At 67.3% G+C, this 22,529-nt stretch carries 28 protein-coding genes; 15 read left to right on the top strand and 13 right to left on the bottom strand.

The window, feature by feature from the left end; genetic code table 11:
- From phnK to phnG, 5 genes are read right to left on the bottom strand one after another with little or no spacing between them, the layout of a single operon-like run.
- Entirely contained in the window at window positions 1–777 is a 777-nt protein-coding gene (gene phnK, locus NGK62_RS26515) for a phosphonate C-P lyase system protein PhnK (RefSeq protein ID WP_059379459.1), read from the bottom strand.
- Complete coding sequence (locus tag NGK62_RS26510; RefSeq protein WP_059379460.1) at window positions 774–1,667, bottom strand: alpha-D-ribose 1-methylphosphonate 5-phosphate C-P-lyase PhnJ; 894 nt, start codon at window positions 1,665–1,667, stop codon at window positions 774–776. The genes phnK and NGK62_RS26510 overlap by 4 nt, the downstream gene beginning before the upstream one ends.
- Window positions 1,664–2,779: a carbon-phosphorus lyase complex subunit gene (locus tag NGK62_RS26505; RefSeq protein ID WP_059379461.1), complete on the bottom strand. Its 1,116-nt coding sequence runs from the start codon at window positions 2,777–2,779 to the stop codon at window positions 1,664–1,666. Before NGK62_RS26505 ends, NGK62_RS26510 begins: the two co-directional genes overlap by 4 nt.
- 1 nt (window position 2,780) lies before the next feature.
- Window positions 2,781–3,398 (bottom strand): phosphonate C-P lyase system protein PhnH, encoded by a 618-nt coding sequence (gene phnH / locus NGK62_RS26500; protein WP_059379462.1) that lies wholly within the window; start codon window positions 3,396–3,398, stop codon window positions 2,781–2,783.
- A gap of 1 nt (window position 3,399) precedes the next feature.
- Window positions 3,400–3,870, bottom strand: a complete 471-nt coding sequence (phnG, locus tag NGK62_RS26495; protein WP_088142251.1) for a phosphonate C-P lyase system protein PhnG — start codon at window positions 3,868–3,870, stop codon at window positions 3,400–3,402.
- 185 nt (window positions 3,871–4,055) lie between these two features.
- On the opposite strand from phnG, the gene phnF reads away from it, so the two are divergent.
- The 4 genes from phnF to phnN all read left to right on the top strand — a co-directional run bounded on the left by phnF (window position 4,056) and on the right by phnN (window position 7,402).
- Window positions 4,056–4,778 (top strand): phosphonate metabolism transcriptional regulator PhnF, encoded by a 723-nt coding sequence (gene phnF / locus NGK62_RS26490; RefSeq protein WP_059379464.1) that lies wholly within the window; start codon window positions 4,056–4,058, stop codon window positions 4,776–4,778.
- A 103-nt stretch (window positions 4,779–4,881) separates the two neighbouring features.
- A complete protein-coding gene (locus NGK62_RS26485; RefSeq protein ID WP_251881121.1) occupies window positions 4,882–6,081 on the top strand; it encodes an alpha-D-ribose 1-methylphosphonate 5-triphosphate diphosphatase in 1,200 nt (399 codons plus the stop codon).
- A 2-nt stretch (window positions 6,082–6,083) separates the two neighbouring features.
- Window positions 6,084–6,827, top strand: a complete 744-nt coding sequence (locus NGK62_RS26480; protein WP_118932791.1) for a DUF1045 domain-containing protein — start codon at window positions 6,084–6,086, stop codon at window positions 6,825–6,827.
- On the top strand, window positions 6,824–7,402 hold the full coding sequence (gene phnN / locus NGK62_RS26475) for a phosphonate metabolism protein/1,5-bisphosphokinase (PRPP-forming) PhnN (RefSeq protein WP_251881119.1): 579 nt from the start codon (window positions 6,824–6,826) through the stop codon (window positions 7,400–7,402). The genes NGK62_RS26480 and phnN overlap by 4 nt, the downstream gene beginning before the upstream one ends.
- A 9-nt stretch (window positions 7,403–7,411) precedes the next feature.
- Here the strand turns inward: phnN and NGK62_RS26470 are convergent, their stop codons facing one another.
- A complete protein-coding gene (locus tag NGK62_RS26470; protein ID WP_118932792.1) occupies window positions 7,412–8,377 on the bottom strand; it encodes a LysR family transcriptional regulator in 966 nt (321 codons plus the stop codon).
- A gap of 105 nt (window positions 8,378–8,482) precedes the next feature.
- Between NGK62_RS26470 and NGK62_RS26465 the strand changes: the two genes are divergently transcribed.
- Genes NGK62_RS26465 through NGK62_RS26455 form a run of 3 tightly spaced genes read left to right on the top strand, consistent with a single transcriptional unit; the run spans window position 8,483 to window position 11,857 of the window.
- Entirely contained in the window at window positions 8,483–10,318 is a 1,836-nt protein-coding gene (locus NGK62_RS26465; RefSeq protein WP_251881118.1) for a gamma-glutamyltransferase family protein, read from the top strand.
- Window positions 10,319–10,373: 55 nt separating this feature from the next.
- Window positions 10,374–11,348, top strand: a complete 975-nt coding sequence (locus NGK62_RS26460) for a Bug family tripartite tricarboxylate transporter substrate binding protein (protein ID WP_118932794.1) — start codon at window positions 10,374–10,376, stop codon at window positions 11,346–11,348.
- The gene (locus NGK62_RS26455) at window positions 11,345–11,857 is read left to right on the top strand and encodes a GAF domain-containing protein (RefSeq protein ID WP_059379471.1); all 513 of its coding nucleotides are present in this window, start codon (window positions 11,345–11,347) and stop codon (window positions 11,855–11,857) included. The genes NGK62_RS26460 and NGK62_RS26455 overlap by 4 nt, the downstream gene beginning before the upstream one ends.
- 33 nt (window positions 11,858–11,890) lie before the next feature.
- On the opposite strand, the gene phnE is transcribed toward NGK62_RS26455, so the two are convergent.
- The 4 genes from phnE to NGK62_RS26435 form a co-directional block, all read right to left on the bottom strand.
- Window positions 11,891–12,685 (bottom strand): phosphonate ABC transporter, permease protein PhnE, encoded by a 795-nt coding sequence (gene phnE / locus NGK62_RS26450; RefSeq protein WP_088142243.1) that lies wholly within the window; start codon window positions 12,683–12,685, stop codon window positions 11,891–11,893.
- A gap of 81 nt (window positions 12,686–12,766) precedes the next feature.
- Complete coding sequence (gene phnD, locus NGK62_RS26445; protein WP_059379473.1) at window positions 12,767–13,747, bottom strand: phosphonate ABC transporter substrate-binding protein; 981 nt, start codon at window positions 13,745–13,747, stop codon at window positions 12,767–12,769.
- A 31-nt stretch (window positions 13,748–13,778) separates the two neighbouring features.
- Window positions 13,779–14,615, bottom strand: a complete 837-nt coding sequence (gene phnC / locus NGK62_RS26440) for a phosphonate ABC transporter ATP-binding protein (protein ID WP_059379474.1) — start codon at window positions 14,613–14,615, stop codon at window positions 13,779–13,781.
- Window positions 14,612–14,812, bottom strand: coding sequence for a hypothetical protein (locus tag NGK62_RS26435; RefSeq protein ID WP_251881116.1), 201 nt, complete (start codon window positions 14,810–14,812; stop codon window positions 14,612–14,614). The genes phnC and NGK62_RS26435 overlap by 4 nt, the downstream gene beginning before the upstream one ends.
- On the opposite strand from NGK62_RS26435, the gene NGK62_RS26430 reads away from it, so the two are divergent.
- The 5 genes from NGK62_RS26430 to NGK62_RS26410 all read left to right on the top strand — a co-directional run bounded on the left by NGK62_RS26430 (window position 14,811) and on the right by NGK62_RS26410 (window position 17,396).
- The gene (locus tag NGK62_RS26430; protein ID WP_059379501.1) at window positions 14,811–15,242 is read left to right on the top strand and encodes a GFA family protein; all 432 of its coding nucleotides are present in this window, start codon (window positions 14,811–14,813) and stop codon (window positions 15,240–15,242) included. The two genes, NGK62_RS26435 and NGK62_RS26430, sit on opposite strands and share 2 nt — an antisense overlap.
- Window positions 15,243–15,295: 53 nt before the next feature.
- Window positions 15,296–15,661: an ArsR/SmtB family transcription factor gene (locus NGK62_RS26425; protein WP_059379475.1), complete on the top strand. Its 366-nt coding sequence runs from the start codon at window positions 15,296–15,298 to the stop codon at window positions 15,659–15,661.
- Window positions 15,654–16,193, top strand: a complete 540-nt coding sequence (locus NGK62_RS26420) for an SRPBCC family protein (protein ID WP_251881114.1) — start codon at window positions 15,654–15,656, stop codon at window positions 16,191–16,193. The genes NGK62_RS26425 and NGK62_RS26420 overlap by 8 nt, the downstream gene beginning before the upstream one ends.
- Before the next feature lie 499 nt (window positions 16,194–16,692).
- Window positions 16,693–16,956 carry a translation initiation factor IF-1 gene (gene infA / locus NGK62_RS26415; protein ID WP_013395703.1) on the top strand — a complete coding sequence of 88 codons (264 nt, stop codon included), beginning with the start codon at window positions 16,693–16,695 and terminating at the stop codon, window positions 16,954–16,956.
- 152 nt (window positions 16,957–17,108) lie between these two features.
- A complete protein-coding gene (locus NGK62_RS26410; protein WP_059379477.1) occupies window positions 17,109–17,396 on the top strand; it encodes a hypothetical protein in 288 nt (95 codons plus the stop codon).
- A gap of 36 nt (window positions 17,397–17,432) precedes the next feature.
- On the opposite strand, the gene NGK62_RS26405 is transcribed toward NGK62_RS26410, so the two are convergent.
- Genes NGK62_RS26405 through mog form a run of 3 tightly spaced genes read right to left on the bottom strand, consistent with a single transcriptional unit; the run spans window position 17,433 to window position 19,339 of the window.
- Window positions 17,433–18,302, bottom strand: coding sequence for a peptidoglycan DD-metalloendopeptidase family protein (locus NGK62_RS26405; RefSeq protein WP_118932808.1), 870 nt, complete (start codon window positions 18,300–18,302; stop codon window positions 17,433–17,435).
- A 5-nt stretch (window positions 18,303–18,307) separates the two neighbouring features.
- Window positions 18,308–18,646 carry a hypothetical protein gene (locus NGK62_RS26400; RefSeq protein WP_059379478.1) on the bottom strand — a complete coding sequence of 113 codons (339 nt, stop codon included), beginning with the start codon at window positions 18,644–18,646 and terminating at the stop codon, window positions 18,308–18,310.
- A 60-nt stretch (window positions 18,647–18,706) separates the two neighbouring features.
- Entirely contained in the window at window positions 18,707–19,339 is a 633-nt protein-coding gene (mog, locus tag NGK62_RS26395; RefSeq protein WP_118932809.1) for a molybdopterin adenylyltransferase, read from the bottom strand.
- 280 nt (window positions 19,340–19,619) lie between these two features.
- Here mog and NGK62_RS26390 point away from each other — a divergent pair, with 280 nt between their 5' ends.
- The 3 genes from NGK62_RS26390 (at window position 19,620) to NGK62_RS26385 (ending at window position 22,466) form a co-directional block, all read left to right on the top strand.
- Window positions 19,620–20,747: a D-alanyl-lipoteichoic acid biosynthesis protein DltD gene (locus tag NGK62_RS26390; protein ID WP_251881112.1), complete on the top strand. Its 1,128-nt coding sequence runs from the start codon at window positions 19,620–19,622 to the stop codon at window positions 20,745–20,747.
- Window positions 20,748–20,760: 13 nt separating this feature from the next.
- Complete coding sequence (locus tag NGK62_RS32365) at window positions 20,761–20,886, top strand: hypothetical protein (protein WP_262422096.1); 126 nt, start codon at window positions 20,761–20,763, stop codon at window positions 20,884–20,886.
- 104 nt (window positions 20,887–20,990) lie between these two features.
- Entirely contained in the window at window positions 20,991–22,466 is a 1,476-nt protein-coding gene (locus NGK62_RS26385; RefSeq protein ID WP_059379480.1) for an inorganic phosphate transporter, read from the top strand.
- Window positions 22,467–22,529: the final 63 nt, after the last annotated feature.

Raw genomic sequence — 22,529 nt, 5'->3', positions numbered from 1 at the left:
TCAGCTCTGCAAAATGGAAGACACCAGCAACTGGGTGTAGGGATGCTGCGGATCGTCGAGGATCTGGTCGGTCAGGCCGCTTTCGACGACTTCGCCGCCGCGCATGACCAGGGTCCGGTGCGCCAGCAGGCGCGCCACGGCCAGGTCGTGGGTCACGACGATGGCGGCCAGGCCCAGGTCGGCCACCAGCTGGCGCAGCAGGTCCAGCAGGCGCGCCTGCACCGACACGTCGAGCGAAGCCGTGGGTTCGTCCATGAACACCAGGCGCGGATGGGTCACCAGGTTGCGGGCGATCTGCAGGCGCTGCTGCATGCCGCCCGAGAACGAGGTGGGCCTGTCGTCCAGCCGGCCCGCGTCGATTTCCATCTTTTGCAGCCAATTGCCGGCGGCCTGGCGCAGGTCGCCATAGTGCCTGTCACCCACCGCCATCAGCCGCTCGGCGATGTTGGCGCCCGCGCTGACCTGCATGCGCAAGCCATCCCTGGCGTTCTGCCGCACGAAGCCCCAATCGGTGCGCGACAGCAGGCGCAGGCGCGCCCCGGGCAGCGCGGCCAAATCGGTAAAGCCCTGGTCGCGGGTGTCGTACCAGACGCTGCCCGCGTCCGGCCGGGTCTGGTACGACACGGCCGACAGCAGCGTGCTCTTGCCGGAGCCGGACTCGCCGACCACGCACAGGACTTCGCCGGGATACAGATCGAAGTTGACGTTGCGGCAGCCATGCACGCCGTCCCAGGTGCGCGTCATGTTGCGCACCGAAAGCAAGGGTTGGACGTTCATGCCGCGGTCTCCTGGTTGGCTTGTTGCGCGCCCTGCTGCGCCTGGCGGTCGTTGCAGTACTCGGTGTCGGAGCAGACGAAGCGGCGCGTGCCGGCGTCGTCCAGGATGATTTCATCCAGATAGCTATCGCGCGATCCGCACAGGTCGCAGCACTCGCTCCAGGTCTCCACCCGGAACGGATGGTCCTCGAAGTCCAGGCTCTTCACCTGGGTGTAGGGCGGCACCGCGTAGACCCGCTTTTCTCGGCCCGCGCCGAACAGCATCAGCGCGGGACTGCGGTCCAGCTTGGGGTTGTCGAACTTGGGGATGGGCGACGGCCGCATCATGTAGCGCCCGTTCACGATGACCGGGTAGTCATAGGTGGTGGCGATATGGCCGTGCTGCGCGATGTCTTCGTACAGCTTGACGTGCATGCCGCCGTATTCGGCCAGCGCGTGCATGGTGCGCGTCTCGGTTTCGGAAGGCTCCAGCCAGCGCAGCGGTTCAGGGATGGGCACCTGGAACACCATGATCTGCCCCTCCGCCAGCGGCGTCTCGGGGATGCGGTGGCGGGTCTGCACGATGGTGGCGGCAGAAGTGGATTCCGTCGTCGCCACGCCCGTGACCCGGCCAAAGAAGCGGCGGATGTTGATCGCGTTGGTGGTGTCGTCCGAACCCTGGTCGATCACCTTGAGCACGTCGTTCGCGCCGATGATGGACGCCGTCACCTGGATGCCGCCGGTGCCCCAGCCATAGGGCAGCGGCATTTCGCGGCTGCCGAAAGGCACCTGGTAACCGGGGATGGCGACGGCCTTGAGCAAGGCGCGGCGCAGCATGCGCTTGGTGGATTCGTCCAGATAGGCGAAGTTGTAGTGGTCGTCGCGTTCGACCGTTGCGTATTGCGTCGTCATGGGGAAACCGCCTCGTCCATCAGATCGTTGCGCGCGGCCTCTGGCGCGGCGCGTTCGGCGCGCATGCGCCGCAACAGTTCCAGGTTGGCCTGGAAGTCCACGTAGTGCGGCAGCTTCAAATGCTGCACGAAACCGGAGGCTTCGACGTTGTCGCTGTGATAGAGCACGAACTCGTGGTCGTTGGCCGGGGAATCGGCGCGTTCGCCCAGGTCGCGCGCCTTCAGCGCGCGGTCCACCAGCGCCATCGACATGGACTTGCGTTCGCCATAGCCGAAGGTCAGGCCGTAGCCCCGGGTGAACTTCGGGCCTTCCTCGGCGCTGCCGGCGAACTGGCTGACCATCTGGCATTCGGTGATCTCGATTTCACCCACGGTGACGGCGAATCCCAGTTCCTCGATATGCATTTCCACCTCCAGCGCGCCGTAGCGGATCTCGGCGGCGAAGGGGTGGGTGTTGCCATAGCCGCGCTGGGTCGAATAGCCCATGGACAACAGAAAACCTTCGTCCGCGCGCGCCAGGTTCTGCAGGCGGGCCGCGCGCGAGGCCGGGAAATCCAGCGGCTGCCGGGTCAGGTCGAAAGGTTCGGGATCGCCTTCGGGCACGGCTTCCGCGTCGATCAGGTCGTCATGCGCCAGCAGGTCGGTAACGCGCGGCATGGCGCTGTCCAGCGCCTCGCCGCCCGGCGGCAAGGCGTCGGCCTCGCGCTGCGCTTGTAGCGAAAAGTCCAGCAGGCGTTGGGTGTAGTCGTAGGTAGGCCCCAGGATCTGCCCGCCAGGCACGTCCTTGAAGGTGGACGAGATGCGACGCTGCAGGCGCATGCGGCCGGTGTCGATGGGCTGGGTATAGCCAAAGCGCGACAAGGTGGTGCGGTAGGCGCGCAGCAGGAACACCGCTTCGATCAGGTCGCCCGCCGCCTGCTTGATGGCCAGCGCCGCCAGCTGCGGATCGTAAAGCGAGCCCTCGGCCATGACCCGCGACACCGCCAGCGGCATCTGTTCGCGGATCTGGTCCAGGCTCAGCTCGGGCACTTCGCGGTCGCCGCGCCGGTAGTCGTCCAGCATGCGGTAGGAATTGAGGATGGCGCGTTCGCCCCCTTTCACGGCTACGTACATGTCAGCTCTCCTTGCGCGTGCTGCGCGGCAGCGCGCAGATCCGCCGCTCCTGCGTCAACAACACGTCGACGCCAAGCGGAAACCGTTGATGATTGAGGCGCCATTCGCGCCAGAAGCCCTCGGGCAGCCCTGCCGCATGCAGGAGCTGCTGGCTCTTGATCCCCGGGCCGCTGAGGATGGCGGGTTCCCCGCCCGACAGGGATTCGACCTCGATCAGCAAGGTAGTCGACAGATCGGGATAGGCCGGATCACCCTGGTGGCAAGCCGAAAGCGCCGGCGCCTTGCTGCCAGCCGGCACCGCGGCGAAACGCGCCAGCGAGGGCGACGGCACGATGGGGCAGGCGCAATGAAATCGCAGGAAGGCGATCGCGTCCGCGCTGACGGTTTCGGGCAGCCACAGCGGCGTGTCCACGTCCACCAGCGTCAGCAGCAACGCGGTCATGGCGGGCGACAGGCCCGTCGGCACGCCGGTTTCGATCAGGATTTCATGGATGCGCCCGGGGTGGGCCATGGCGTCGAGCGCGGCGCGGAACGTGGTCTGCGCGTCGCCGACGGGATCCGCGAATCCGGGGAGCAGCGCCCGGCCCGAGGCCGCGGCGGCTTGTATCTGTTGCTGCATGTCAGTCCTCGCCTCGCACCATCGTGAAGAATTCCACCTTGGTCTGCGCCGCCACGCGGGCCTGGCGCTCGACCCGTTCGGCATGCAGCCGGGCCAGCGGCTGGATCAGCTGGGCCTGCACCGTGTCATGCCATTCCGGCAGTTGCAGCAGGGCGTCGGCCACGGCGGCCTGCTCGGCATGGCGCTGCGAGCGGCCCTGCACGTAGGCCACGCCGACTACGCCCTCGCCCATCGTCACCGCGCAACGTGTCACGCTCATTTCGCCCAGATTGAAGCGGGCCCCGGTGCCGCCACTGCGGGCGCGCACCATGGCCATGCCGGTCTGCGCGGGGCGCAATGTCTGGTGTTCCGGCTTGCCCGCCAGCGCGCAAAAGGCGCCATCCAGCGCGGCCGGATCGGCCAGCGCCAGCACGCGCATCCAGGCGGCGCGTTGGGCGCCCGCCGCATCCTGCCCTGTCTTGGGGTGATCCATCTTTTTCCTCTAAACGTCTAGACGACCGGATGGAGTATGATCGCTCTGAAAACGAAGTTCAACAGCCTGGCGTGAATTTTTGATGACAGTTGCAGCGTGCCCGCAGCGCCTTTGCGGCTGCCGTCGCATGGTGCACAATCACTGCCATTCTTCATTAAGCTGATGTGACAGCACGAGCACACCCTATGGTCGAAAGAGGTTCCGGCATCGCCGTCTGGCGGCAAATCGGCGAAGCGCTGGCGGACGATATCCGCAACAAGCTCTATGCGGCAGGCGAACAGCTGCCGTCCGAGCCCGAGCTGGCCGCCAAGTTTTCCGTCAACCGCCACACCATCCGCCGCGCGATGGGCGAACTCGAACAAGGCGGCCTGGTCCGCATCGAACAAGGCCGCGGTACCTTCGTCCAGGAACACGCGATCGACTACGCCATCGGCAAGCGCACGCGCTTTTCCGAGAACCTGCGCAGCCAGGGCATGCTGGGCCACCAGGAAGTCCTGGGCAGCCAGAGCCTGCGCGCCGGCGACATCGCCAAGCACCTGGGCCTGAGCCGCGCCGCGCCGCTGCTGCGCGTGCAGATCGTGGGCAAAGCCGAGAACCGCCCCATCAGCGTCTCGGAACATTTCTTCGACGAAAAGCGCTTCCCCGACTTCGCCGACCGCCTGGCGTCCCTGCGCTCGATCTCCAAGGTCTATGCCCACTATGGCATCGGCGATTACACGCGCAAGTGGTCGCGCATCACCGCCGCCCTGCCCACGCCCGAAATCGCCCGCCTGCTGGGCCAGCCCAAGACCCGCCCCATTCTTCAGGTGGAGGCCTTGAATGTGGACCAGGAAGGCTCGCCGCTGCAATATAGCGTGGCGCGCTTCGTGGGCGACATGGTCCAGCTGATGGTGACGGACGACAGCTGACGCCAGGCCGCCGCCTGCGCGCGCAGGCGGCGCGGAAGGCTCCGACTAATGGATTAACTCATCTAGACATCTGGTTGTAATGCAATCCCACTAACGTCACGCCATGAACACACACACGCACGCCCCCTCGCCCCTGGCCGGTGTCACAGGCCAACGCATCCTGACGCCGCGCGGCGTCGAACAGGCCAGCCTGCGGTTCCATGGCGGACTGATCGAAGGCTCCGCCGCCGCGGCGCCGCGGGGCGCGCCCTGGTTCGACGCCGGCAGTCTGCTGGTGCTGCCCGGCATCGTGGACCTGCACGGCGACGCCTTCGAGCGCGCCGTCATGCCGCGGCCCAGCGTGACGTTTCCCTACGACAGCGCCCTGTTCGACGTGGACCGCCAACTGCTGGCCAACGGCATCACCACCGAGTTCCATGGCGTGACCCTGTCCTGGGAAGGCGGGCTGCGCGGCGAGGCTTACGCCGAACGCATGTTCGACGCGCTGGAAAGAATGCGCCATCTCATGGGCGCGCGGCACTATGTGCACCTGCGCTTCGAAACCCATCACGTGGGCGGCCTGGAGATTGCCCAGCAATGGATACGCGACGGCCGCGTGCGTTTCCTGGCCCTGAACGACCACCTGCCCAGCATGGCGCGCCGTCTGGGCGACGAGCGCAAGCTGATGCAGTACGCCAACCGCGCCGAGTGCGACCTCGACGTCTTCCAGGACCGCATCCGCGCCGCCATGGCTGCCGCCGACGCGGTGGCCGATGCCATGCGCGAGCTGACCGGCTGCGCGCAGGAAGCAGGCCTGAAGGTGGCCTCGCACGACGATCCGGATGCCGCCACCCGCCGCTACTACCACCAGCTGGGCTGCGGCGTGGCGGAGTTTCCGCTGACCCGCGAGGCCGCCGGCGTGGCCCGCGACCTGGGTGATTCTGTGGTCTTCGGCGCGCCCAACGTCGTGCGCGGCGGCAGCCACACTGGCGCGCCCGGCGCCACCGAAATGATCCGTGCGGGCCTGTGCGACATTCTGACGTCCGACTATTACTACCCTGCCCCGCTGGCCGCCGTGATGAAGCTGGCCAACGACGGCGTGCTACCGCTGGCGCAGGCCTGGGATCTGGTGTCGCTGAATCCTGCCCGAGCCGCCGGCCTGAAGGACCGCGGCGCCCTGGCGCCGGGGCTGATCGCCGACGCCATCGTGGTGGACGACCAGGTGCCGGGCTTGCCCCGCGTCTGCGCCGCGATCGTGGGCGGCGAACTGCGCTATGCCACGCGCGCCTTCGGCGACAGCCATAGCCAGCGCATGGCGGCCTGACCATGCCGCTCGCCCATCGCTACGCCCTGTACCTGGCGCCCACCGGCCCCTGGCGCGAACACGGCAGCCGCTGGCTGGGCCGTTGCGCCGACACCGGCCTGGCGCTGCCGCCGCTGCCGGGCCAGAACGCGGCGTCGCGCGGCTGGACCGAAGCGCCGCGCCACTATGGCTTGCATGCGACGCTGAAGCCGCCCTTCCGGCTGAATCCGGGCGCCAGCCCCGAACAAGTCGACGCGGCCGCCCGCCAGTTGGCCGCAGGCGGCACGCCATTCTCGCTGGAACTGGAGTGCGAACCGCTGCGCGGCTTCCTGGCCTGGCGCATCGCTGCATCCGACACGCAGGGACGCGCGCGCATCCAGGCCCTGGCCGAAGCCGCCGTGCGCGACCTGGACTCCTTGCGCGCACCGCCCACGCCCGAGGAAACCGCGCGCCGCCAACCGCAATCGCTCAGTCCGCCGCAGCAATCCATGCTGGCGCGCTGGGGCTATCCGTACGTATTCGATACCTACGTCTTCCACATCACGTTGACCGGCAAGCTGCACGGCGAGGCGCTGTCGCAAGCGCAGGCTGAAATCGCCGCGTTCGCCGATCCCTTGCGCGGACAGCCCATGGCCGTTCCCGGAGTCAGCGTCTACGTGCAGCCCGCGCCAGGCGCGGACTTTGTCGCGGCACGGCACTACGGCTTTGACGGCACCAGCGCCGATGCGGCCGGGGCCGGCTATCTGCAGGGGCCGGCGGCAGCATGAACACCTCGGTTCCCGCCGACGGCACCAGGCTGATCTACCTGATGGGCGCATCGGGCAGCGGCAAGGACACCTTGCTGCGCCTGCTGCGCGCGGAACTGCGCGGCGACGAGCCCGTGCTGGTCGCGCATCGCTACATCACGCGCGACAGCGACGCCACCGAAGACGCGCTATGCCTGACCGAAGACGAGTTCGGACGCCGCGCCGCGCTGGGCTGCTTCGCCCTGCGCTGGGCCAGCCATGGCTTGCACTACGGCATCGGCATCGAAATAGACGCCTGGCTCTCCTGCGGCGCCGCGGTCATCATCAACGGCTCGCGCGCGCACCTGGAACAGGCGCACTCGCGCTACCCGGCCTTGACCGCCGTGGAGGTCACGGTCGATCCCGGCCAGCTCGTCCGCCGCCTGGCGGGACGCGGCCGGGAAAGCGCGGAACAGATCGCGCAGCGCCTGGCGCGCGCGATGCAGGCATTCCCCGTGCCGCAACAATGCCGGCTGCTGCGCGTCAGCAACGATGCCGCCCCGGAAACCGCAGCCGCCGCACTGTTGAACATCGCCCGCGACAAGCTCAACGCCTAGCGCCGCCGTTCAACGCGGATCGCCCTGGCCCCAGGGCGCGGCGGCGTCGCCGCACAGATCCAGCAGGATCTCCGAAAAGCATTCCTCCGCCGCCAGCGGCTGTTCGCGCTTGCGCCGTATCAGGTTGATGGGCGGCAATTCCCAGCCGAAGTCCCAAGGCACCATGCCCAGCTTGCCGCGCTGGCAGAGTTCGCGCGCGATGTCCTCCGGCACCACGGAGATGAGGGTCTCGTTCACCGTCAGCATGCCTTCGATCACGTCGGTGGAGTACGCCTCCAACACTGGCGATGGCGGCTGCAATTCGGCGCGGATGAAGTGCTCCACGATCAGTTGCCGCGTCGGCGTGTTGGCCGCCGGCAGCACCCAGTCCATTGCCGCGACGGCGGCCCAGTCCGGCTTGCGCCGCGCCAGCCGCTGCGCAAGCCGGCCATGCGCAATCAGGCGCGGCCGTTGGCGGTACAGCACGCGGTGGATCAGATCCTCCGGCGCCACGGTCGAAGTGGCGCGGCTGATGATGCAATCCAGTTCATGCCGGCGCAGCATGGGCACCAGATGGTCGGTGGTGGCGCGGTGCAGGCTGAGCGTCACGCCGTGGCGCTGGTGCAGGCGGCTGATGGCCGCCGTCAGCAAGGCGCTGGACACGTAGGGCACCACGCCCACCTGCAGATGCGCGGAACGGCCGGCGTGCAGGGCCTCGACCTCGCGCGCCCACAGGTCCAGGTCGCTGAGCATGTGGCGCGCGCGCACCAGGGCCAGGTTGCCCAGCGGCGTGGGTTGCAGGCCGCGCCCGGTGCGCGTGAACAACGGCGCGCCGAAGATGTCCTCGATCTCCGTGAGCGCCTTGGTGACGGCGGGCTGGCTGATGCCGGCCGCGGCGGCCACGCGCGTGAGCGAGCCGTGCCTGGCGATTTCGATCAGCAGCGCCAGGTGGCGATGCTTGAGGCGGTTGGCGAGACGGGCTGCATCCCAGGTCACGATCTTTCCTATAACCAATTGGTTATTAAATTATGCCAACAAAGGAAAAAACAGTTATTTCATGACCCTATACTGCAACCATCCCCTGCTGCCCGGACCGGCCTCATGAGCGCATCCTTCACTACCCGCCCCGAAATACGCGGCACTTTTGGCGTGGTTTCCTCCACCCATTGGCTGGCCTCGCAAGTGGCCATGAGCGTGCTGGAGCGCGGCGGCAATGCCTATGACGCGGCGGTCGCGGGCGGCTTCACGCTGCAGATCGTGGAACCGCACCTGAACGGCCCCGGCGGCGAAGTGCCCATCCTGTTCTGGAGCGAGCGGGAACAGCGCATGCGCGCGCTCTGCGGCCAGGGCCCCGCGCCCGCGCTGGCCACGCCCGCCTATTTCCACAGCCTGGGCGTGGAACTGGTGCCCGGCATCGGTCTGCTGCCCGCCACGGTACCCGGCGCTTTCGGCGCCTGGCTGACCCTGCTGCGCGACTACGGCACCTGGGAACTGGCCGACGTGCTGCGCCCGGCGATCGACTATGCGCGCAACGGCTTTCCGCTGGTGCCGCGCATCTCGCAGGCCATTCTGGCGGTACAGGCGCTGTTCCGCGACGAATGGACCAGTTCGCGCGACGTCTGGCTGCCCAGCGGCCGCGTGCCTGCGCCTGACGAACTGTTCCGCACGCCCGCCATCGCCGCCACCTACACCCGTATCCTGGACGAAGCGCATGCCAGCAGCACCGACCGGCGCGGCCGCATCGACGCCGCGCTGGAGCTCTGGTACCGCGGCTTCGTGGCCGACGCGATCGACGACTACTACACCCGGGCCGAGGTGCGCGACACCACGGGCCAGCGCAACCGCGGCCTGCTGCGCAAGTCCGACCTGGCCGATTGGCGCGCCACCTACGACGAGCCCCTCACCGTGCAGTACGGCCGCTACACGGTGGCCAAGTGCGGGGTCTGGTCGCAAGGCCCGGTCCACCTGCAGCAACTGGCGATACTGCGGCACCTGGGCCTGACCGGACTGGAACCGACCTCGCCTCAATTCGTGCACTACGTGGCCGAAGCCGCCAAGCTGGCCTTCGCCGACCGCACGGCCTGGTACGGAGACCCTGACCACACGCAAGTACCGCTGGCCGCTTTGCTCAGCGATGAATACGCCCGCTCCCGCGCGGCAGGCATCGGCGCGCGCGCGTCGTCCGAGTTCCTGCCTGGCTGCCCGGGCGGCCAGGCGCCGCGCCTGCCCGACCTGGACGCAGCCGTGCGCACCCTGGCTGCCTCCGACACCCGCTTCGGCGTGGGCGAACCGACCTTCGCCGCGCTGCCGCCGGTAGCCGAATGGGCGGCGCGCGAGATATTCGTGGGCGACACCTGCCAGATCGACGTCATCGACCGCGACGGCAATATGGTGGCCGCCACGCCGTCGGGCGGCTGGCTGTCATCCAGCCCCGTCGTGCCCGGCCTGGGCTTCCCGCTGACCACCCGCCTGCAGATGACCTGGCTGGACGAAGGCGTGCCGGGCCAGCTGCAGCCGGGCAAGCGTCCCTGCACCACGCTGTCGCCGGGTCTCGCGCTGCGCGACGGCCAGCCTTACATGGCATTCGGCACGCCAGGCGGCGACCAGCAGGACCAATGGACGGTGGCGTTCTTCCTGCGCCATGTCATGGGCATGAACCTGCAGGAGGCGATCGAAGCGCCCTCCTGGCATATCGATCACTTCCCGGGCTCGTTCTGGCCGCGCAGCCTGACCTTGAACCGGCTGACCGTGGAATCGCGCATGCCGGCCGCCACGCTGGAGGCGCTGCGCGCGGCGGGCCACGAGGTCAAGGTGGGGCCGGACTGGTCCGAAGGCCGCATCAGCGCCTGCACCCGCGAGCCTGCCGCGGGCGGCGGCCTGCTGCTGCGCGCCGGCGCCAACCCGCGCGGCATGCAGGGCTATGCCGCCGGCCGCTGAACCTGTTTCATTCAACCGGCACACAGACCGGACATCAAGCAAAGGGGTAAACACCATGAAACTGCAATTCAAACGACTGCTGCGCACGTGCGCGCTGGGACTGGCGCTGGCCGCGCCCGCGCTCACCCACGCCGCGTGGCCCGAAAAACCCATCACGCTGATCGTGCCGTGGGCCGCGGGCGGCTCCACCGACATCCTGGCGCGCGTGCTGTCCGAAGGATTGACCCAATCGCTGGGCCAGCCCGTGATCGTGGAAAACCGCTCGGGCGCGTCCGGCAACATCGGCACCACCTTCGTGGCGCGCGCCAAGCCCGACGGCTACACCTTGCTGGTCGGCTCGATGAGCACGCACACGATGAACCAGGCGCTCTACTCCAGCATGCCGTTCGACGGCGTGAAGGACTTCACGCCCATCGCCGAACTCGCGCTGGTCACCAACACCCTGGTGGTGAACCCGTCGGTCCCTGCGTCCAACGTGCAGGAGTTCATCGCCTACCTGAAGGCCAATCCCGGCACCGTGGCCTATGCCTCCGCCGGCCAGGGCTCCACCAACCACCTGAGCGCCGCGCTGTTCGAGAAGGCCGCCGGCGTGAAGATGATGCACATCCCCTACCGCGGCGGCGCGCCCGCGGTGCTGGACACCGTGGCCGGCCGCACGCAGGTGCTGTTCAGCGCCGGCACGCAGACCCTGCCGCACGTGCAGAACAACAAGCTGAAGCTGCTGGCCGTCACCGAGGAAGCGCGTTCGCCGCTGCTGCCCGAGGTACCCACGGTGGCCGAGACCTTGCCGGGCTACGAGCTGTCGGTCTGGTACGGCGCCTTCGGCCCGGCAGGCATGCCGCCCGAACTGACCGCGCGCCTGAACCGCGAGATCAACCTGATCCTCAAGCGTCCCGAAGTCATCAAGAAAATGGGCGACATGGGCGTGCTGCTGACCGAGACCACGCCGGAGCAATTCGGCCAGATCCTGGCGCGCGATGCCGACAAGTACGGCAAGCTGATCAAAGAACTGGGAATCACCGCCGAATGACCGTAAGCATCCGTTCCGCTGCGCCGACGCAGGCCGGCGTGGCCGCCATTGTCCAGGCATACGCCGCCGCCGATTCCACGGCGGCCTTCCGGGCCATCGACGCCCATGCGCATGCCGCGCTGGCGCACACGCTGTGCACGGTCAACCGCTATGACGCGCAGGCCATGCGGGTGCTGCGGCTGTATAGCTCCAACCCCGAAGCCTATCCGCCCGGCGGCAGCAAGGACAAGAGCGGCACGGCCTGGGGCCGCCACGTCCTGCTGGAAAAAAAAGTGTTCGTGGGTGAAGGCGAAGACGCGATCCGCGAGTTCTTCAACGACCATGACGCGATCCAGCGCCTGGGCCTGCGCTCCGTCATCAACGTGCCGGTGGTGTACGGCGAGGTCTGCCTGGGCACCGTCAACTTCCTGATGCCGCGCGCGGTGGTGTCGGAAGCCGATGTGCAGGCCGCGCAGTTGGCGGGCCTGCTGGCGCTGCCTGCGTTCCAGGCGCTGCTTCCGCAGGCCTGAGGCCGGCGGGGCCCGCCCGGGCCCCGCGCAGGCTCAGATGAGCGCGCGCCGGATACGCGCCGACGCCATGTCGATGATGACCACGAAAGCCACGATGATGATCATCACGGCGCAGGTTTCGGCGTAGCGGAAACTGCGGATGATTTCCCACAGCACGGTGCCGATGCCGCCCGCGCCAACGATGCCGACCACCGAGGCCGAGCGCACGTTGGATTCGAAGCGGTACAACGAATACGAGATCCACAGCGGCAGCACCTGCGGAATCACGCCGTAGACGATTTCCTCCAGCGCATTCGCGCCAGTGGCGCGCACGCCTTCCACCGGACGCGGATCGATGGCCTCGACCGCTTCCGAGAACAGCTTGGCCAGCACGCCGGTGGTGTGCACCCACAGCGCCAGCACGCCGGCGAACGGGCCCAGCCCGACCGCCACGATGAACAGCATGGCGAACACCATTTCATTGATGGCGCGGCACGCGTCCATCAGGCGCCGCATGGGCTGGTACACCCAGGCCGGCACCATGTTCGACGAACACAGCAGCCCCAGCGGCACCGCCACCACGATGGCCAGGAAGGTGCCCCAGACCGCGATCTGCACGGTGACGATCATCTCGTCCAGGTACATGCGCCAGTCGCGGAAATTCGGCGGAAAGAAGTCGGCGGCAAACTGGGCCATGTTGCCCGAATCGCGCAGCAGGTCCAGGGGCCGCATGTCGGCGCCCTGCCACGACATGACCAGCAGCGCCAGCACGACGGCCCATACGAGCAGGACTGGCAGCGACGAGCGCGGCGCGGCGGAAAGGCGGGAGGTCTGCATGGCTACGTTCATAGGAAAAGGCGATCCGCTGGTTGGGTTTCAGTTGCGGGCAAGCCGGCGCGCCCGCGGCGCATCGGCTTGCCGCTTGCAGGCTTATTGCTTGGCGGCAGGCTGGCCCAGGCTGGCCAGCTTGCTGTCCAGTTCGGCCAGCTGTTTCTGCTTTTCGGCCTGGCCCAGCGTGGCGTCGGCTTCGACCTTGGCCTTCTCGCGCGCCAGTTCGATCTGACGGATCGGCACCAGCTGCTGGTTGTCGGAGACGCGGAAGCCCTGATAGGTCAGCGCCTTCAGATTGGCCATTTCACGCTCGGCGTCCTTGCCCTTGCCGTAGTTGACGAAGAAGTCGCGGATGCGGGCCTTCAGGTCGGCCGGCAGGTCGCTGCGCATGACCAGCGGGTCAGCCGGGATCAGCGGCGACTTCCACAGCACGCGCACGCTGTCGTTGGCGTCCTTGCCCGTGTTCAGGCGATAGCGCTCCAGCGCCTCGGTGTTGTTGACGGCCACGTCGACCTGCTTGTTGATGACCGACAACAGATTGGTTTCGTGATTGCTGGCGCGCACCGTCTTGAAGAAGGTCTTGGGTTCGATCTTGTTGGCGGCCCACAGGTAATAGCCGGGCACGGCCGTGCCCGAGGTCGAGTTGGGATCGCCCGCGCCGTAGCTCAGCGTGCCGCCGCGCTTGAGCACGTCGTCCAGGGTCTTCAGGTTGCTGTCCTTGTTGACGATCAGCAGCGACCAGTAGCCGGGGTTGCCGTCCTTGTCGATGACGGAAGCGAACACTTCGCCCTTGGCGCGGTCCACCGCCTCGATTGCGGACTTGTTGCCGAACCAGCCCATCTGCACCTTGTTGAAGCGCATGCCTTCGATGATGCCGGCGTAGTCGGACGCGAAGAAGGGCTTGACCGGCACGCCGATCGCGCGGCTCAGGTCGTCGATGACGGGCTGCCACACGGACTTCAGGTTGGTCGACGATTCCGTCGAGATGATGCCGAAATTCAGGGTTTTGGCGTCTTGCGCGTAGGCCTGCGTGGACAGGGCCGCGGCGGCGATCAGGGTGACAAAGGTTCTGCGTAGCATGGAAGGCTCCGGGGAGAAATGGGTCGGGGTATCAGGCGGCTTGCGCCAGGCGGGACAGCGGCGCCATGCCGGGCATGGCCGGCGCTTGCGGCGCATATTCGGGAAGCAGCTCGCTCAGTTCGGAGCCGTACAGGTCGCTCAGCATGGCAGGCGTGAGCGCGGCGGAGGGGCCGTCGTAGACCACCTTGCCGTGGCGCAGCGCCACCACCCGCGGGCAATAGCGCAAAGCCACGTCCACCTGGTGCAGCGACACCACCACGGCTACCTTGCGGCTGCGGTTGATCTGGGCCAGCGTGTCCATCACGCGGCGCGAGGATTCCGGATCCAACGAGGCAATGGGTTCGTCGGCCAGGATGACGCGGGCGTTCTGCACCAGCGTGCGGGCGATGGCCGCGCGCTGCTGCTGGCCGCCGGACAGCGTCGAAGCGCGCTGAAATGCGTAGTCGTCTATACCAACCTGGGCAAGCGCTTCAAGGCCCTGCTGCACTTCGCCGCGCAGGAACCAGCGCGTCAGGCTGCGCCACAGCGGCACGCGCGGCAGCAGGCCGGTCAGCACGTTGGTGATGACCGGCAGGCGGCCCACCAGATTGAATTGCTGGAACACGAAGCCGATGCCGGCGCGCGCGGAGCGCACGTCGCGGCTCAGGCGGCCGTCGCGCTGGATCATGCGGCCGTTGACGGCCACGCTGCCCGCGTCGCCGGCCACGAAACCCGACAGATGACGCAGCAGCGTCGACTTGCCCGAACCCGAGGCGCCGAGCAAGGCAACCATCTCGCCGTCGGCCACTTGCAGGTTCACGCCGTCCAGCGCCTTGGCGCCGGCGTGGAAGCTCTTGCTGAGCCCTTGTACTTCGATGGCGTAGGTCATCGTTGAATCCCCTTGGATGTGTTCATGGCGGCATTCTGTTTTCGCGGCATGACAGCACGATGACCCGGGAATCGATTCATTTGGCTGAAAATAGGGACACTGGAACGATCTGAAAGACGTTCGTCACAAAGGCCGCTTCCAGCCCGGCGCGCCACAGGTATATTGGGGATATTCCCCACCAGCTTGGCGTTCATCATGATCAAAGGTTCCTGCCTGTGCAGCCGCGTCGCCTACGAGATCACGGGTCCGCTCACCGACGCCCTCAACTGCCATTGCACGATCTGCCGCAAGGCGCATGGCGCGGCATTCCGCAGCCGGGCGACGGTCCAGGCCAAGGACTTCGCCTGGACCCGCGGAGAAAACCACGTCACCTGGTACTGCTCGTCTCCGGGCAGCTACCGCGGCTTCTGCGAAGCCTGCGGCACGCCCCTCCTGACCCGCTTCGACCAGACGCCGGACGTCTACGGCTTGCCTCTGGGTCCGCTGGACGACGACCCCGGCATCAAGCCGGCGGCCCACTGCCACGTGGCCAGCAAGGCGCCCTGGTTCGACATCACCGACGGCCTGCCGCAGTACCCCGATGCATACGGGGCGATGGAAGAAGATCATCCGCAGGCGGTTACATAAAAATTCAACCAACCGGTTGAATTAATTCGCGAGGCAGGGCTATATTCAACCTCATGGTTGAATCAATCCCCTCCCCCGCCCTCGATGCCGTCTTTCGCGCGCTGGCCGACCCCACGCGCCGCGACATGCTGCGCAGCCTGGCCCGGGGCGAACAGACCATCGGCGAACTGGCGGCGCCCCACAGCATGAGTTTCGCGGGCGCCTCCAAACACGTGCAGGCCCTGGAACGCGCCGGTCTGGTGCGGCGCTCCATCCGCGGCCGCACGCATGTATGCAGCCTCAATCCCGAACCCATGGCCGAGGCCATGCAATGGCTGCGCTTCTATGAACAATTCTGGTCGGGCAAGCTGGGCGCGCTGGAAGCCGCGCTCGCCGCCAGCCGGTCCCCGGCCGCGTCTTCTGGAGAACCACATGAGTGATCACGGCGTCGTTCTGGACCCCACCTCCATCCGCTTTACGCGGATACTGCCCGCCAGCGTCGACGAGGTCTGGGCTTTTCTCACCGAATCCGAAAAACGCGGCCGCTGGCTGGCATCCGGCGACATGGAGCTGCGCGAAGGCGGCGGCGTGACGCTGCGCTTCATGCACGCGGACCTGTCCTCGGTGGCCGAACCGGTGCCTGATGCCTACAAGCCGTACGAAGGCGGCGTCACCACGCAAGGCGTCATCACGCGCTGCGAACCGCCGCATTTGCTGGCTTTCACCTGGGGCGGCTCCCCCGGCCATCCTTCCGAGGTCACCTTCGAGCTGTCGCCGGAAGGCAAGGAAACGCGCCTGGTGCTGACCCACCGCAAACTGTCCTCGCGCGACGGCATGGTGGACGTGGCCGGCGGCTGGCATGTGCACCTGGGCGTGCTCGAAGCCCGCCTGGCCGGCCGCGCCCCGGGTCCGTTCTGGTCCGTGCTCGGCCGGGTGGAAGCTGAATACCGTGAGCGGATACCGACACGCTAGAGTCGTTGAACAGCAACTATCGCAGCGCGGCCACAGATAAATACTGGCTAAATATTGCGCTTTGCAGTACCATAAGTCCGTGATTTTTCCGCAAAAACCGGGCTTCGGTCACTCTGCGTGCCAACCTGTACCGCCTGCGGGCAATGCTCGGGGCAACCCAGGACGTGCTTGGTTTTTCCGGAAAAACCCCTCCGCCACCGGGCGCGCCTCCACCTCCATCGTTGCGCGGCCTGGCAGCACAAGCTCCACCCCGCTTCTTCCGGCGATTTGCGCAAAAGGCGCCGCCGCGACCAAGCCGCGCACCGCGCGCACACTGCCCACGCGGCGCGAGTATCCGTCATTTCAGACATCCGCTTCGGATGCCGTGGCCCTTACCCGCGCTTGCCCGGACGTTTTACGTTCAAACCGCTGGACCCGCCCGTTCGGGTCCGACGCGCTTGCCGCTACGCGCGGCGCGCCATGCCGTCGGTATGGCTGCGCGTTTTGATAGGAGAAAAGAATGGCTAAAGAAGAACTCATCGAACTGGACGGCATCGTTGACGAAGTGCTGCCCGATAGCCGCTACCGTGTGAAGCTGGACAACGGCATCGAAGTCGGCGCCTACGCCTCCGGCCGCATCCGCAAGCACCGCATCCGCATCCTGGCTGGCGACCGCGTCACCCTGGAAATGTCGCCGTATGACCTGACCAAGGGCCGCATCAACTTCCGCCACAAGGACGAGCGCGGTCCCGCGCCGCAGCGTCCCCAGCAATTCCGCCGCTAAGCCAGGGCGACAGGGCCGGCCCCGCGCCGGCTCCCTTTTCGCGCCAGCCTTAAACCTGGGCCGCGCGATGCCGTAATGCGTGGAGCGCCCGTTCATGAAAGAATGGCGCCCTCTGCCCGGCGCGACGCCCGGCAGGACGAGCATGAAGCACGATGGACCTGACACAAGATCTGCAAGCCGCCGCTGACCAGCTTGCCCTGGCGCGAAGAAAATTCGTCAAGGGCGAGGAAGGCCTGCGCCTGCTGCATCAGTCGCGCGAGTCCTTCATCAACAGCCTGCGCAATACCGGCCTGACCTACGCCGAGGCCAAGACCAAGTACGACAACTGCCTGGACGAGCAGGAAGCCGAACAGTTCAACGTGCGGCAGCATATGGACTATGCCGAACGCGTGCACCAGCATGTGCTGCAACTGATCGCGCAGCAGGCCGCCACGGCCTGAGGGCGCGGTTCCGCGCCCCCAAATCCCGGGACAGGATCAGGGCTTGAACGCCCCGATGAAGATGGCCGGATCGACGCGCGCGTCGTTCAGGCTGACGTTCCAGTGCAGGTGCGGGCCGGTCGCGCGGCCGGTCGCGCCGACCTTGCCCACCAGTCCGCCGCGCGGCACTTCGTCGCCGACCTTCACGTCGATGGCCGACATGTGGCAGAACATGCTGACGAAGCCCTGGCCATGGTCCAGGAACACCGTCTTGCCATTGAAGAAGTAATCCCCCACCAGTACGACCACGCCAGCGGCCGGCGCCTTGATCGGCGTGCCCGACGGCACGGCGAAATCCAGTCCCGAATGCGGATTGCGCTCCTCGCCATTGAAGAAACGGCGCAGGCCGAAGGGGCTGGACAGGCGGCCGCCGTTCACCGGGCGGTCCAGCAGCAGGTTGCTGGGCGTGACGCCCGCGCGGTAGGCGCGGTTGGCGGCGGCCTGCTCGGCCTGCTCGCGTTCGATGCGCTTCATGTCGTCCGGATCCGGATTGACCTGGCGCGGATTCTTCAGCGTGATGTGCTGGGCCTTGTATTCCTTGGCGCCGACCTTGAAGGTCTGTGAGCGCTTGCCTTGCGCATCCTTGATTTCCACCTGCTGCTCGCCCGGCTTCACGCTGAGCGGGATGCCGACCACGGCGATCCATTGCTTGCCCTCTTCTCGCACGACCAGCACGCGCCGGCCCAGGAAGCTGACCTCGGGCGCGCGCTCGGCATTGCCCAGGCCCAGGACGGCGACGCCGCCTGGCACGGGAACGTTGAGCTTGCGGCTGATGAAGCCGCTCTGCTGCTGCGCGCGGGCCGGCAGGCCCAGGCAGAGGGCGGCCGCGGCCAGGCCCAGCCGCAGGACGTCGCGACGATGCTGCATGGCGTTCACAGGCACAGGTTGGCGGGCTCGATGATGCTCTGATCGCGGCGCGCGATGCGCGTGGACAGGCGCGCTTCGGTCTTGCCCTTCCAGTGCGTGGTCGTCAGCACGGCTTCAACGCCCAGGCTGTCTTCCTGGATCAGTTCAAAGCCGTTGCGCACAGCCTTCTGCTGGAAATTGACGCCCAGGTTCTTCCAGGATTCCGCCACGCAGGCCGTGTAGTCCTCGGGTGTGCGCTGGGTGGAGCCGTAGAAGACCGGATCGCGGTCGCGCACGTCTTTGACGTTGGCGCAGGCCGACAAGGCTGCCAGGACAGTAAGGGACAAAGCGGTGCGAACCTTCATGGCGATGGAACTCTCAAGCGGTTGGAGGTGGATGGGCGGCCAATATAACGCAGCGCCGGATCAGGCCTGCGGCGCGCGGCGGGCCGATTTGGGGCGGAAGGCCGCGATGATTTCCGGCCGGGTTTCGGCGTACGGGCCGCCGATAAGATCGATGCAATAGGGAATGGCGGCGAAGATGCCCGGCACCAGCACGGATCCGTCCTCGCCCTTCAGCCCTTCCAGCGTTTCGCGGATGGATTTGGGCTGGCCGGGCAGGTTCACGATCAGGGCGGCGTGGGCGGGCGTTTCCCGGATGACGGCCACCTGGCGCGACAGGATCGCGGTGGGCACGAAGCGCAGGCTGATCTGGCGCATCTGTTCGCCGAAGCCGGGCATTTCCTTGGTGCCGACGGCGAGCGTGGCCTCGGGCGTGACGTCGCGGCGCGCCGGACCGGTGCCGCCGGTGGTCAGGACCAGGTCGCAGCCGCAGCCGTCCACCAGTTCGATCAGCGTCTCGGAAATGCGCGCGGGTTCGTCGGGGATCAAGCGGTCCACTGCCTGCCAGGGCGAGGCCAGGGCGCCGCCCAGCCATTCGCGCAGCGCGGGCAGCCCCTGGTCCTGATAGGTGCCGCTGGAGGCGCGATCGGAAACGGACACCAGGCCCACGATCAATTCGTCGGGGTGCTTGCGGGCGATACGGGTAGTGGCGGTCATGGGCTGCGCAATCTTGGTGAGGAACATTCGGGCGGCGCGGATGCGGCCGCGGGCGGGGTCAATCATGGAAATCCAGAAGAGGCCCGCCAGAGCGATGCTATCGCATTCCTTCCCTGCGGGATTGGCGGCGGCGGGCGGCGCGCGAGCCGCGGACCCTGTGGCAAAAAGGCGAATTGCGCTCTGGCCCCGCTTTCCCACGCTTGTTCCGGTCATGCCCGCTCGATAACATCCGCTAACAAACCTGTCCAATAGAGAGGGCCCCGCGCGGCATTGGTTCCCCATGTTCAAACGCACACTACGGCAGCATGCGCTGGCGGCGGCGCTGGCCCTGGCCGCGGCGGCCGCCGCCGGATGGGGCGCGCTGCACTCCCTGGCGCTGAAAACAGAACCCGTGCCGGCGGCCGCACCAGGCATCTACATCCCAAACCTGGGCAACACGCTGCAGGAACAGACGCGCAACCTCTCCCGCATGAGCCAGGCCCTGCGCACGGGCGACCGGCTGGTGATCCTGGGTTCGTCGGAGCTGACCAGCAACGACCTGCGCTTCGTGCCTTACCGCTACCTGGCCGACGAATTGCAGATGCCGGTCCTGGCCTATGGCCATTCGGGCTTCCAGTCGCTGGGCATGCAGCTGGTGCTGGCGGCGATGGCCGAGGACCTGTCGCCGGCCTCGCGCTTGGTGGTGATGCTGTCGCCGGGCTGGTTCGACGGTGAAGGCGGACTGGGACCCGACGAGTTCAAGGAGCACGCCAATCCGCTGCTGCCGCGCCTGCTGCGGCAGCCCGAAGGCCGGGCGGAGGTGGTCCGCTGGCTGCAGGCCAAGGGCGACGCGGGCGTCGCCTGGTCCATGGCGGCGGAACAGGCCTACGTCTTCCGCCAGCGCCTGGTCGACCTGTGGGCGCCCGCTGCCCATGCAGCGCCTGCCCCCGAACGTGAACGCGAGGGGCCGCCCGCGGCCGCCCGCGTGGTGGATTGGGAAGCGCTGGCCGCCGAGGCCCAGGGCGCCGAACAGGCCCTGATGGGCGGCAACCGCTATGCCGTGCGCGACGAGTTCTTCAATAAGTACCTGCGCAGCATCCCCGAAGGCGGCAAGACCGCCTATCTGCCCCAGCCGCTGACCGGCCGCGACGAGCTGCGCGAGCTGGACGCGCTGATGGCGCTGCTGCGGCAACGCGGGGTCAATGCCCTGTTCGTCATGCAACCGCTGCATCCCCTGGTGTTCAAGGACCTGGACCGGTTCGGCCCCGTGCAGCGGGAAGTGGCGGCGCTGTGCCAGCGCTACGCCATGCGCTGCATGGACATGTACAGCGCGCCCTTCGAAGTGGGGACGCTGCGGGACGTGCAGCACCTGGGCGAACTGGGCTGGCTGCGCGTGAACCAGAAGATCGCGGAAGTTTTCTACCCATGAAGGAGGGCCGGCAATGAAACGAACCCTGTGGCTGTGCCTGCTCTATCTGGGCGTCCTGGCGGTGATGATGATCCAGGCGGATACCTCGGCGAACCTGGGCAAACCGATGGAAATCGAGTTCCAGTATTCGAAATTCTGACCCCGGGCGGGGTTGGCTGGCCGCACTTGGTAGCCGCAAGCAACCAGTGACAGGTCACAAATCTGCAATAATCGGCTCCTCTCGCCGGAACCTCCCCCGCCTCCATGTTCGACCTCTTCCACGGCCTAGACCTCTGGGTTGGCCTCAGCCTTGCGCTGGCCCTGACATTCGTCCTGGCCTTCGAATTCATCAACGGATTCCATGACACGGCGAACGCCGTGGCCACGGTCATCTACACCAAGGCCATGCCGCCGCATCTGGCGGTGGTGCTTTCCGGCATATTCAACTTCCTGGGCGTGCTGCTGGGCGGCGTGGGCGTAGCCTATGCCATCGTGCATCTGCTGCCGGTGGAACTGCTGATCAACGTGGATACCGGCCGCGGGCTGGCCATGGTGTTCGCCATGCTGGCCGCGGCCATCGCCTGGAACCTGGGCACCTGGTACTTCGGCATTCCGGCGTCCAGCTCGCACACGCTGATCGGCTCGATCCTGGGCGTGGGCCTGGCCAACGCCCTGATCACCGACCTGCCGCTGGCGGACGGCGTCAACTGGGGCAAGGCCATCGACATCGGCCTGTCGCTGGTGGTGTCGCCGGTGGCCGGCTTCCTGGTGGCGGGCGGCCTGCTGCTGGCGCTCAAGCGCTGGCTGCCGCTGTCGAAGATGCACAAGACGCCGGAACAGCGCCGCGCCATCGACAACAAGAAGCATCCGCCCTTCTGGAACCGTCTGGTGCTGGTGCTGTCCGCCATGGGCGTGAGCTTCGTGCACGGCTCCAATGACGGCCAGAAAGGGATCGGCCTGATCATGCTGGTGCTGATCGGCATCGTGCCCGCCAACTTCGTGCTGGACACCAACAGCACCACCTACCAGATCGAGCGCACCCGCGACGCCGCCAACCACCTGAACGTGTTCTACCAGCGCAATGAAGCCATGCTGGGCGAATACCTGGCGCTCAAGCGCGTGGACGCGACCACCGAGCTGCCGCGCAACTTCCGCTGCGATCCCGAACTGACCATGCCGACCATCGCCGCGCTGCAGGCCGATCTGCACGGCGTGTCCAACTACGCCGACCTGCCGGCCGAGAAGCGCATCTCCGTGCGCCGCTACCTGCTCTGCCTGGACGACACGGCCAAGAAGGTCGCGCGCATCGAAGGGCTGCCGGCCCGCGAACGCGCCGACCTGCAACGCCTGCGCGCCGACCTGACGGCCACCACCGAATACGCTCCCTTCTGGGTGATCGTGGCAGTCGCCCTGGCGCTGGGCGCGGGCACCATGGTCGGCTGGCGCCGCGTGGTGCTGACGGTGGGCGAGAAGATCGGCAAGCAGGGCATGACCTATGCGCAGGGCATGTCCGCGCAAGTCACCGCGATGGGCGCCATCGGCATCGCCAACGTCTTCAGCCTGCCGGTGTCCACCACCCACGTGCTGTCCTCGGGCGTGGCCGGGACCATGATCGCCAACAAGAGCGGCCTGCAGGGCAGCACCGTGCGCAACATCCTGATGGCCTGGGTGCTGACCCTGCCCGCCTCGATGCTGCTGGCCGCCGGCCTGTTCTGGGTCGGCGTGCAGATCGCCGGTTGATACTGGGCGGCCGTGCAGGCAATCTGCACGGCCGATGCAACACTCTGGCTACCCCGCCAGGCT

This window comes from Achromobacter sp. Marseille-Q4954, assembly GCF_943737025.1.
Classification (GTDB): Bacteria; Pseudomonadota; Gammaproteobacteria; order Burkholderiales; family Burkholderiaceae_B; genus Achromobacter; species Achromobacter bronchisepticus_A.
The sequence above is the reverse complement of the archived record's forward strand: the minus strand, read 5'-3'. Positions and strand labels throughout refer to the sequence as shown.

Bases quoted from the DNA above. Each gene is read 5' to 3' on its own strand.
- NGK62_RS26465 (WP_251881118.1), top strand. From the start codon at position 8,483: ATGAGCGCATCCTTCACTACCCGCCCCGAAATACGCGGCACTTTTGGC.
- NGK62_RS26430 (WP_059379501.1), top strand. From the start codon at position 14,811: ATGATCAAAGGTTCCTGCCTGTGCAGCCGCGTCGCCTACGAGATCACG.
- NGK62_RS26510 (WP_059379460.1), bottom strand. From the start codon at position 1,667: ATGACGACGCAATACGCAACGGTCGAACGCGACGACCACTACAACTTC.
- phnC (WP_059379474.1), bottom strand. From the start codon at position 14,615: ATGACCTACGCCATCGAAGTACAAGGGCTCAGCAAGAGCTTCCACGCC.
- NGK62_RS26410 (WP_059379477.1), top strand. From the start codon at position 17,109: ATGGACCTGACACAAGATCTGCAAGCCGCCGCTGACCAGCTTGCCCTG.
- NGK62_RS26385 (WP_059379480.1), top strand. From the start codon at position 20,991: ATGTTCGACCTCTTCCACGGCCTAGACCTCTGGGTTGGCCTCAGCCTT.
- NGK62_RS26420 (WP_251881114.1), top strand. From the start codon at position 15,654: ATGAGTGATCACGGCGTCGTTCTGGACCCCACCTCCATCCGCTTTACG.
- NGK62_RS26405 (WP_118932808.1), bottom strand. From the start codon at position 18,302: ATGCAGCATCGTCGCGACGTCCTGCGGCTGGGCCTGGCCGCGGCCGCC.
- phnG (WP_088142251.1), bottom strand. From the start codon at position 3,870: ATGGATCACCCCAAGACAGGGCAGGATGCGGCGGGCGCCCAACGCGCC.
- NGK62_RS32365 (WP_262422096.1), top strand. From the start codon at position 20,761: ATGAAACGAACCCTGTGGCTGTGCCTGCTCTATCTGGGCGTCCTGGCG.
- infA (WP_013395703.1), top strand. From the start codon at position 16,693: ATGGCTAAAGAAGAACTCATCGAACTGGACGGCATCGTTGACGAAGTG.
- NGK62_RS26505 (WP_059379461.1), bottom strand. From the start codon at position 2,779: ATGTACGTAGCCGTGAAAGGGGGCGAACGCGCCATCCTCAATTCCTAC.
- phnD (WP_059379473.1), bottom strand. From the start codon at position 13,747: ATGCTACGCAGAACCTTTGTCACCCTGATCGCCGCCGCGGCCCTGTCC.
- NGK62_RS26390 (WP_251881112.1), top strand. From the start codon at position 19,620: ATGTTCAAACGCACACTACGGCAGCATGCGCTGGCGGCGGCGCTGGCC.
- phnK (WP_059379459.1), bottom strand. From the start codon at position 777: ATGAACGTCCAACCCTTGCTTTCGGTGCGCAACATGACGCGCACCTGG.
- NGK62_RS26480 (WP_118932791.1), top strand. From the start codon at position 6,084: ATGCCGCTCGCCCATCGCTACGCCCTGTACCTGGCGCCCACCGGCCCC.
- NGK62_RS26455 (WP_059379471.1), top strand. From the start codon at position 11,345: ATGACCGTAAGCATCCGTTCCGCTGCGCCGACGCAGGCCGGCGTGGCC.
- phnF (WP_059379464.1), top strand. From the start codon at position 4,056: ATGGTCGAAAGAGGTTCCGGCATCGCCGTCTGGCGGCAAATCGGCGAA.
- phnN (WP_251881119.1), top strand. From the start codon at position 6,824: ATGAACACCTCGGTTCCCGCCGACGGCACCAGGCTGATCTACCTGATG.
- phnE (WP_088142243.1), bottom strand. From the start codon at position 12,685: ATGAACGTAGCCATGCAGACCTCCCGCCTTTCCGCCGCGCCGCGCTCG.
- NGK62_RS26425 (WP_059379475.1), top strand. From the start codon at position 15,296: ATGGTTGAATCAATCCCCTCCCCCGCCCTCGATGCCGTCTTTCGCGCG.
- NGK62_RS26460 (WP_118932794.1), top strand. From the start codon at position 10,374: ATGAAACTGCAATTCAAACGACTGCTGCGCACGTGCGCGCTGGGACTG.
- mog (WP_118932809.1), bottom strand. From the start codon at position 19,339: ATGACCGCCACTACCCGTATCGCCCGCAAGCACCCCGACGAATTGATC.
- NGK62_RS26435 (WP_251881116.1), bottom strand. From the start codon at position 14,812: ATGATGAACGCCAAGCTGGTGGGGAATATCCCCAATATACCTGTGGCG.
- phnH (WP_059379462.1), bottom strand. From the start codon at position 3,398: ATGCAGCAACAGATACAAGCCGCCGCGGCCTCGGGCCGGGCGCTGCTC.
- NGK62_RS26400 (WP_059379478.1), bottom strand. From the start codon at position 18,646: ATGAAGGTTCGCACCGCTTTGTCCCTTACTGTCCTGGCAGCCTTGTCG.
- NGK62_RS26485 (WP_251881121.1), top strand. From the start codon at position 4,882: ATGAACACACACACGCACGCCCCCTCGCCCCTGGCCGGTGTCACAGGC.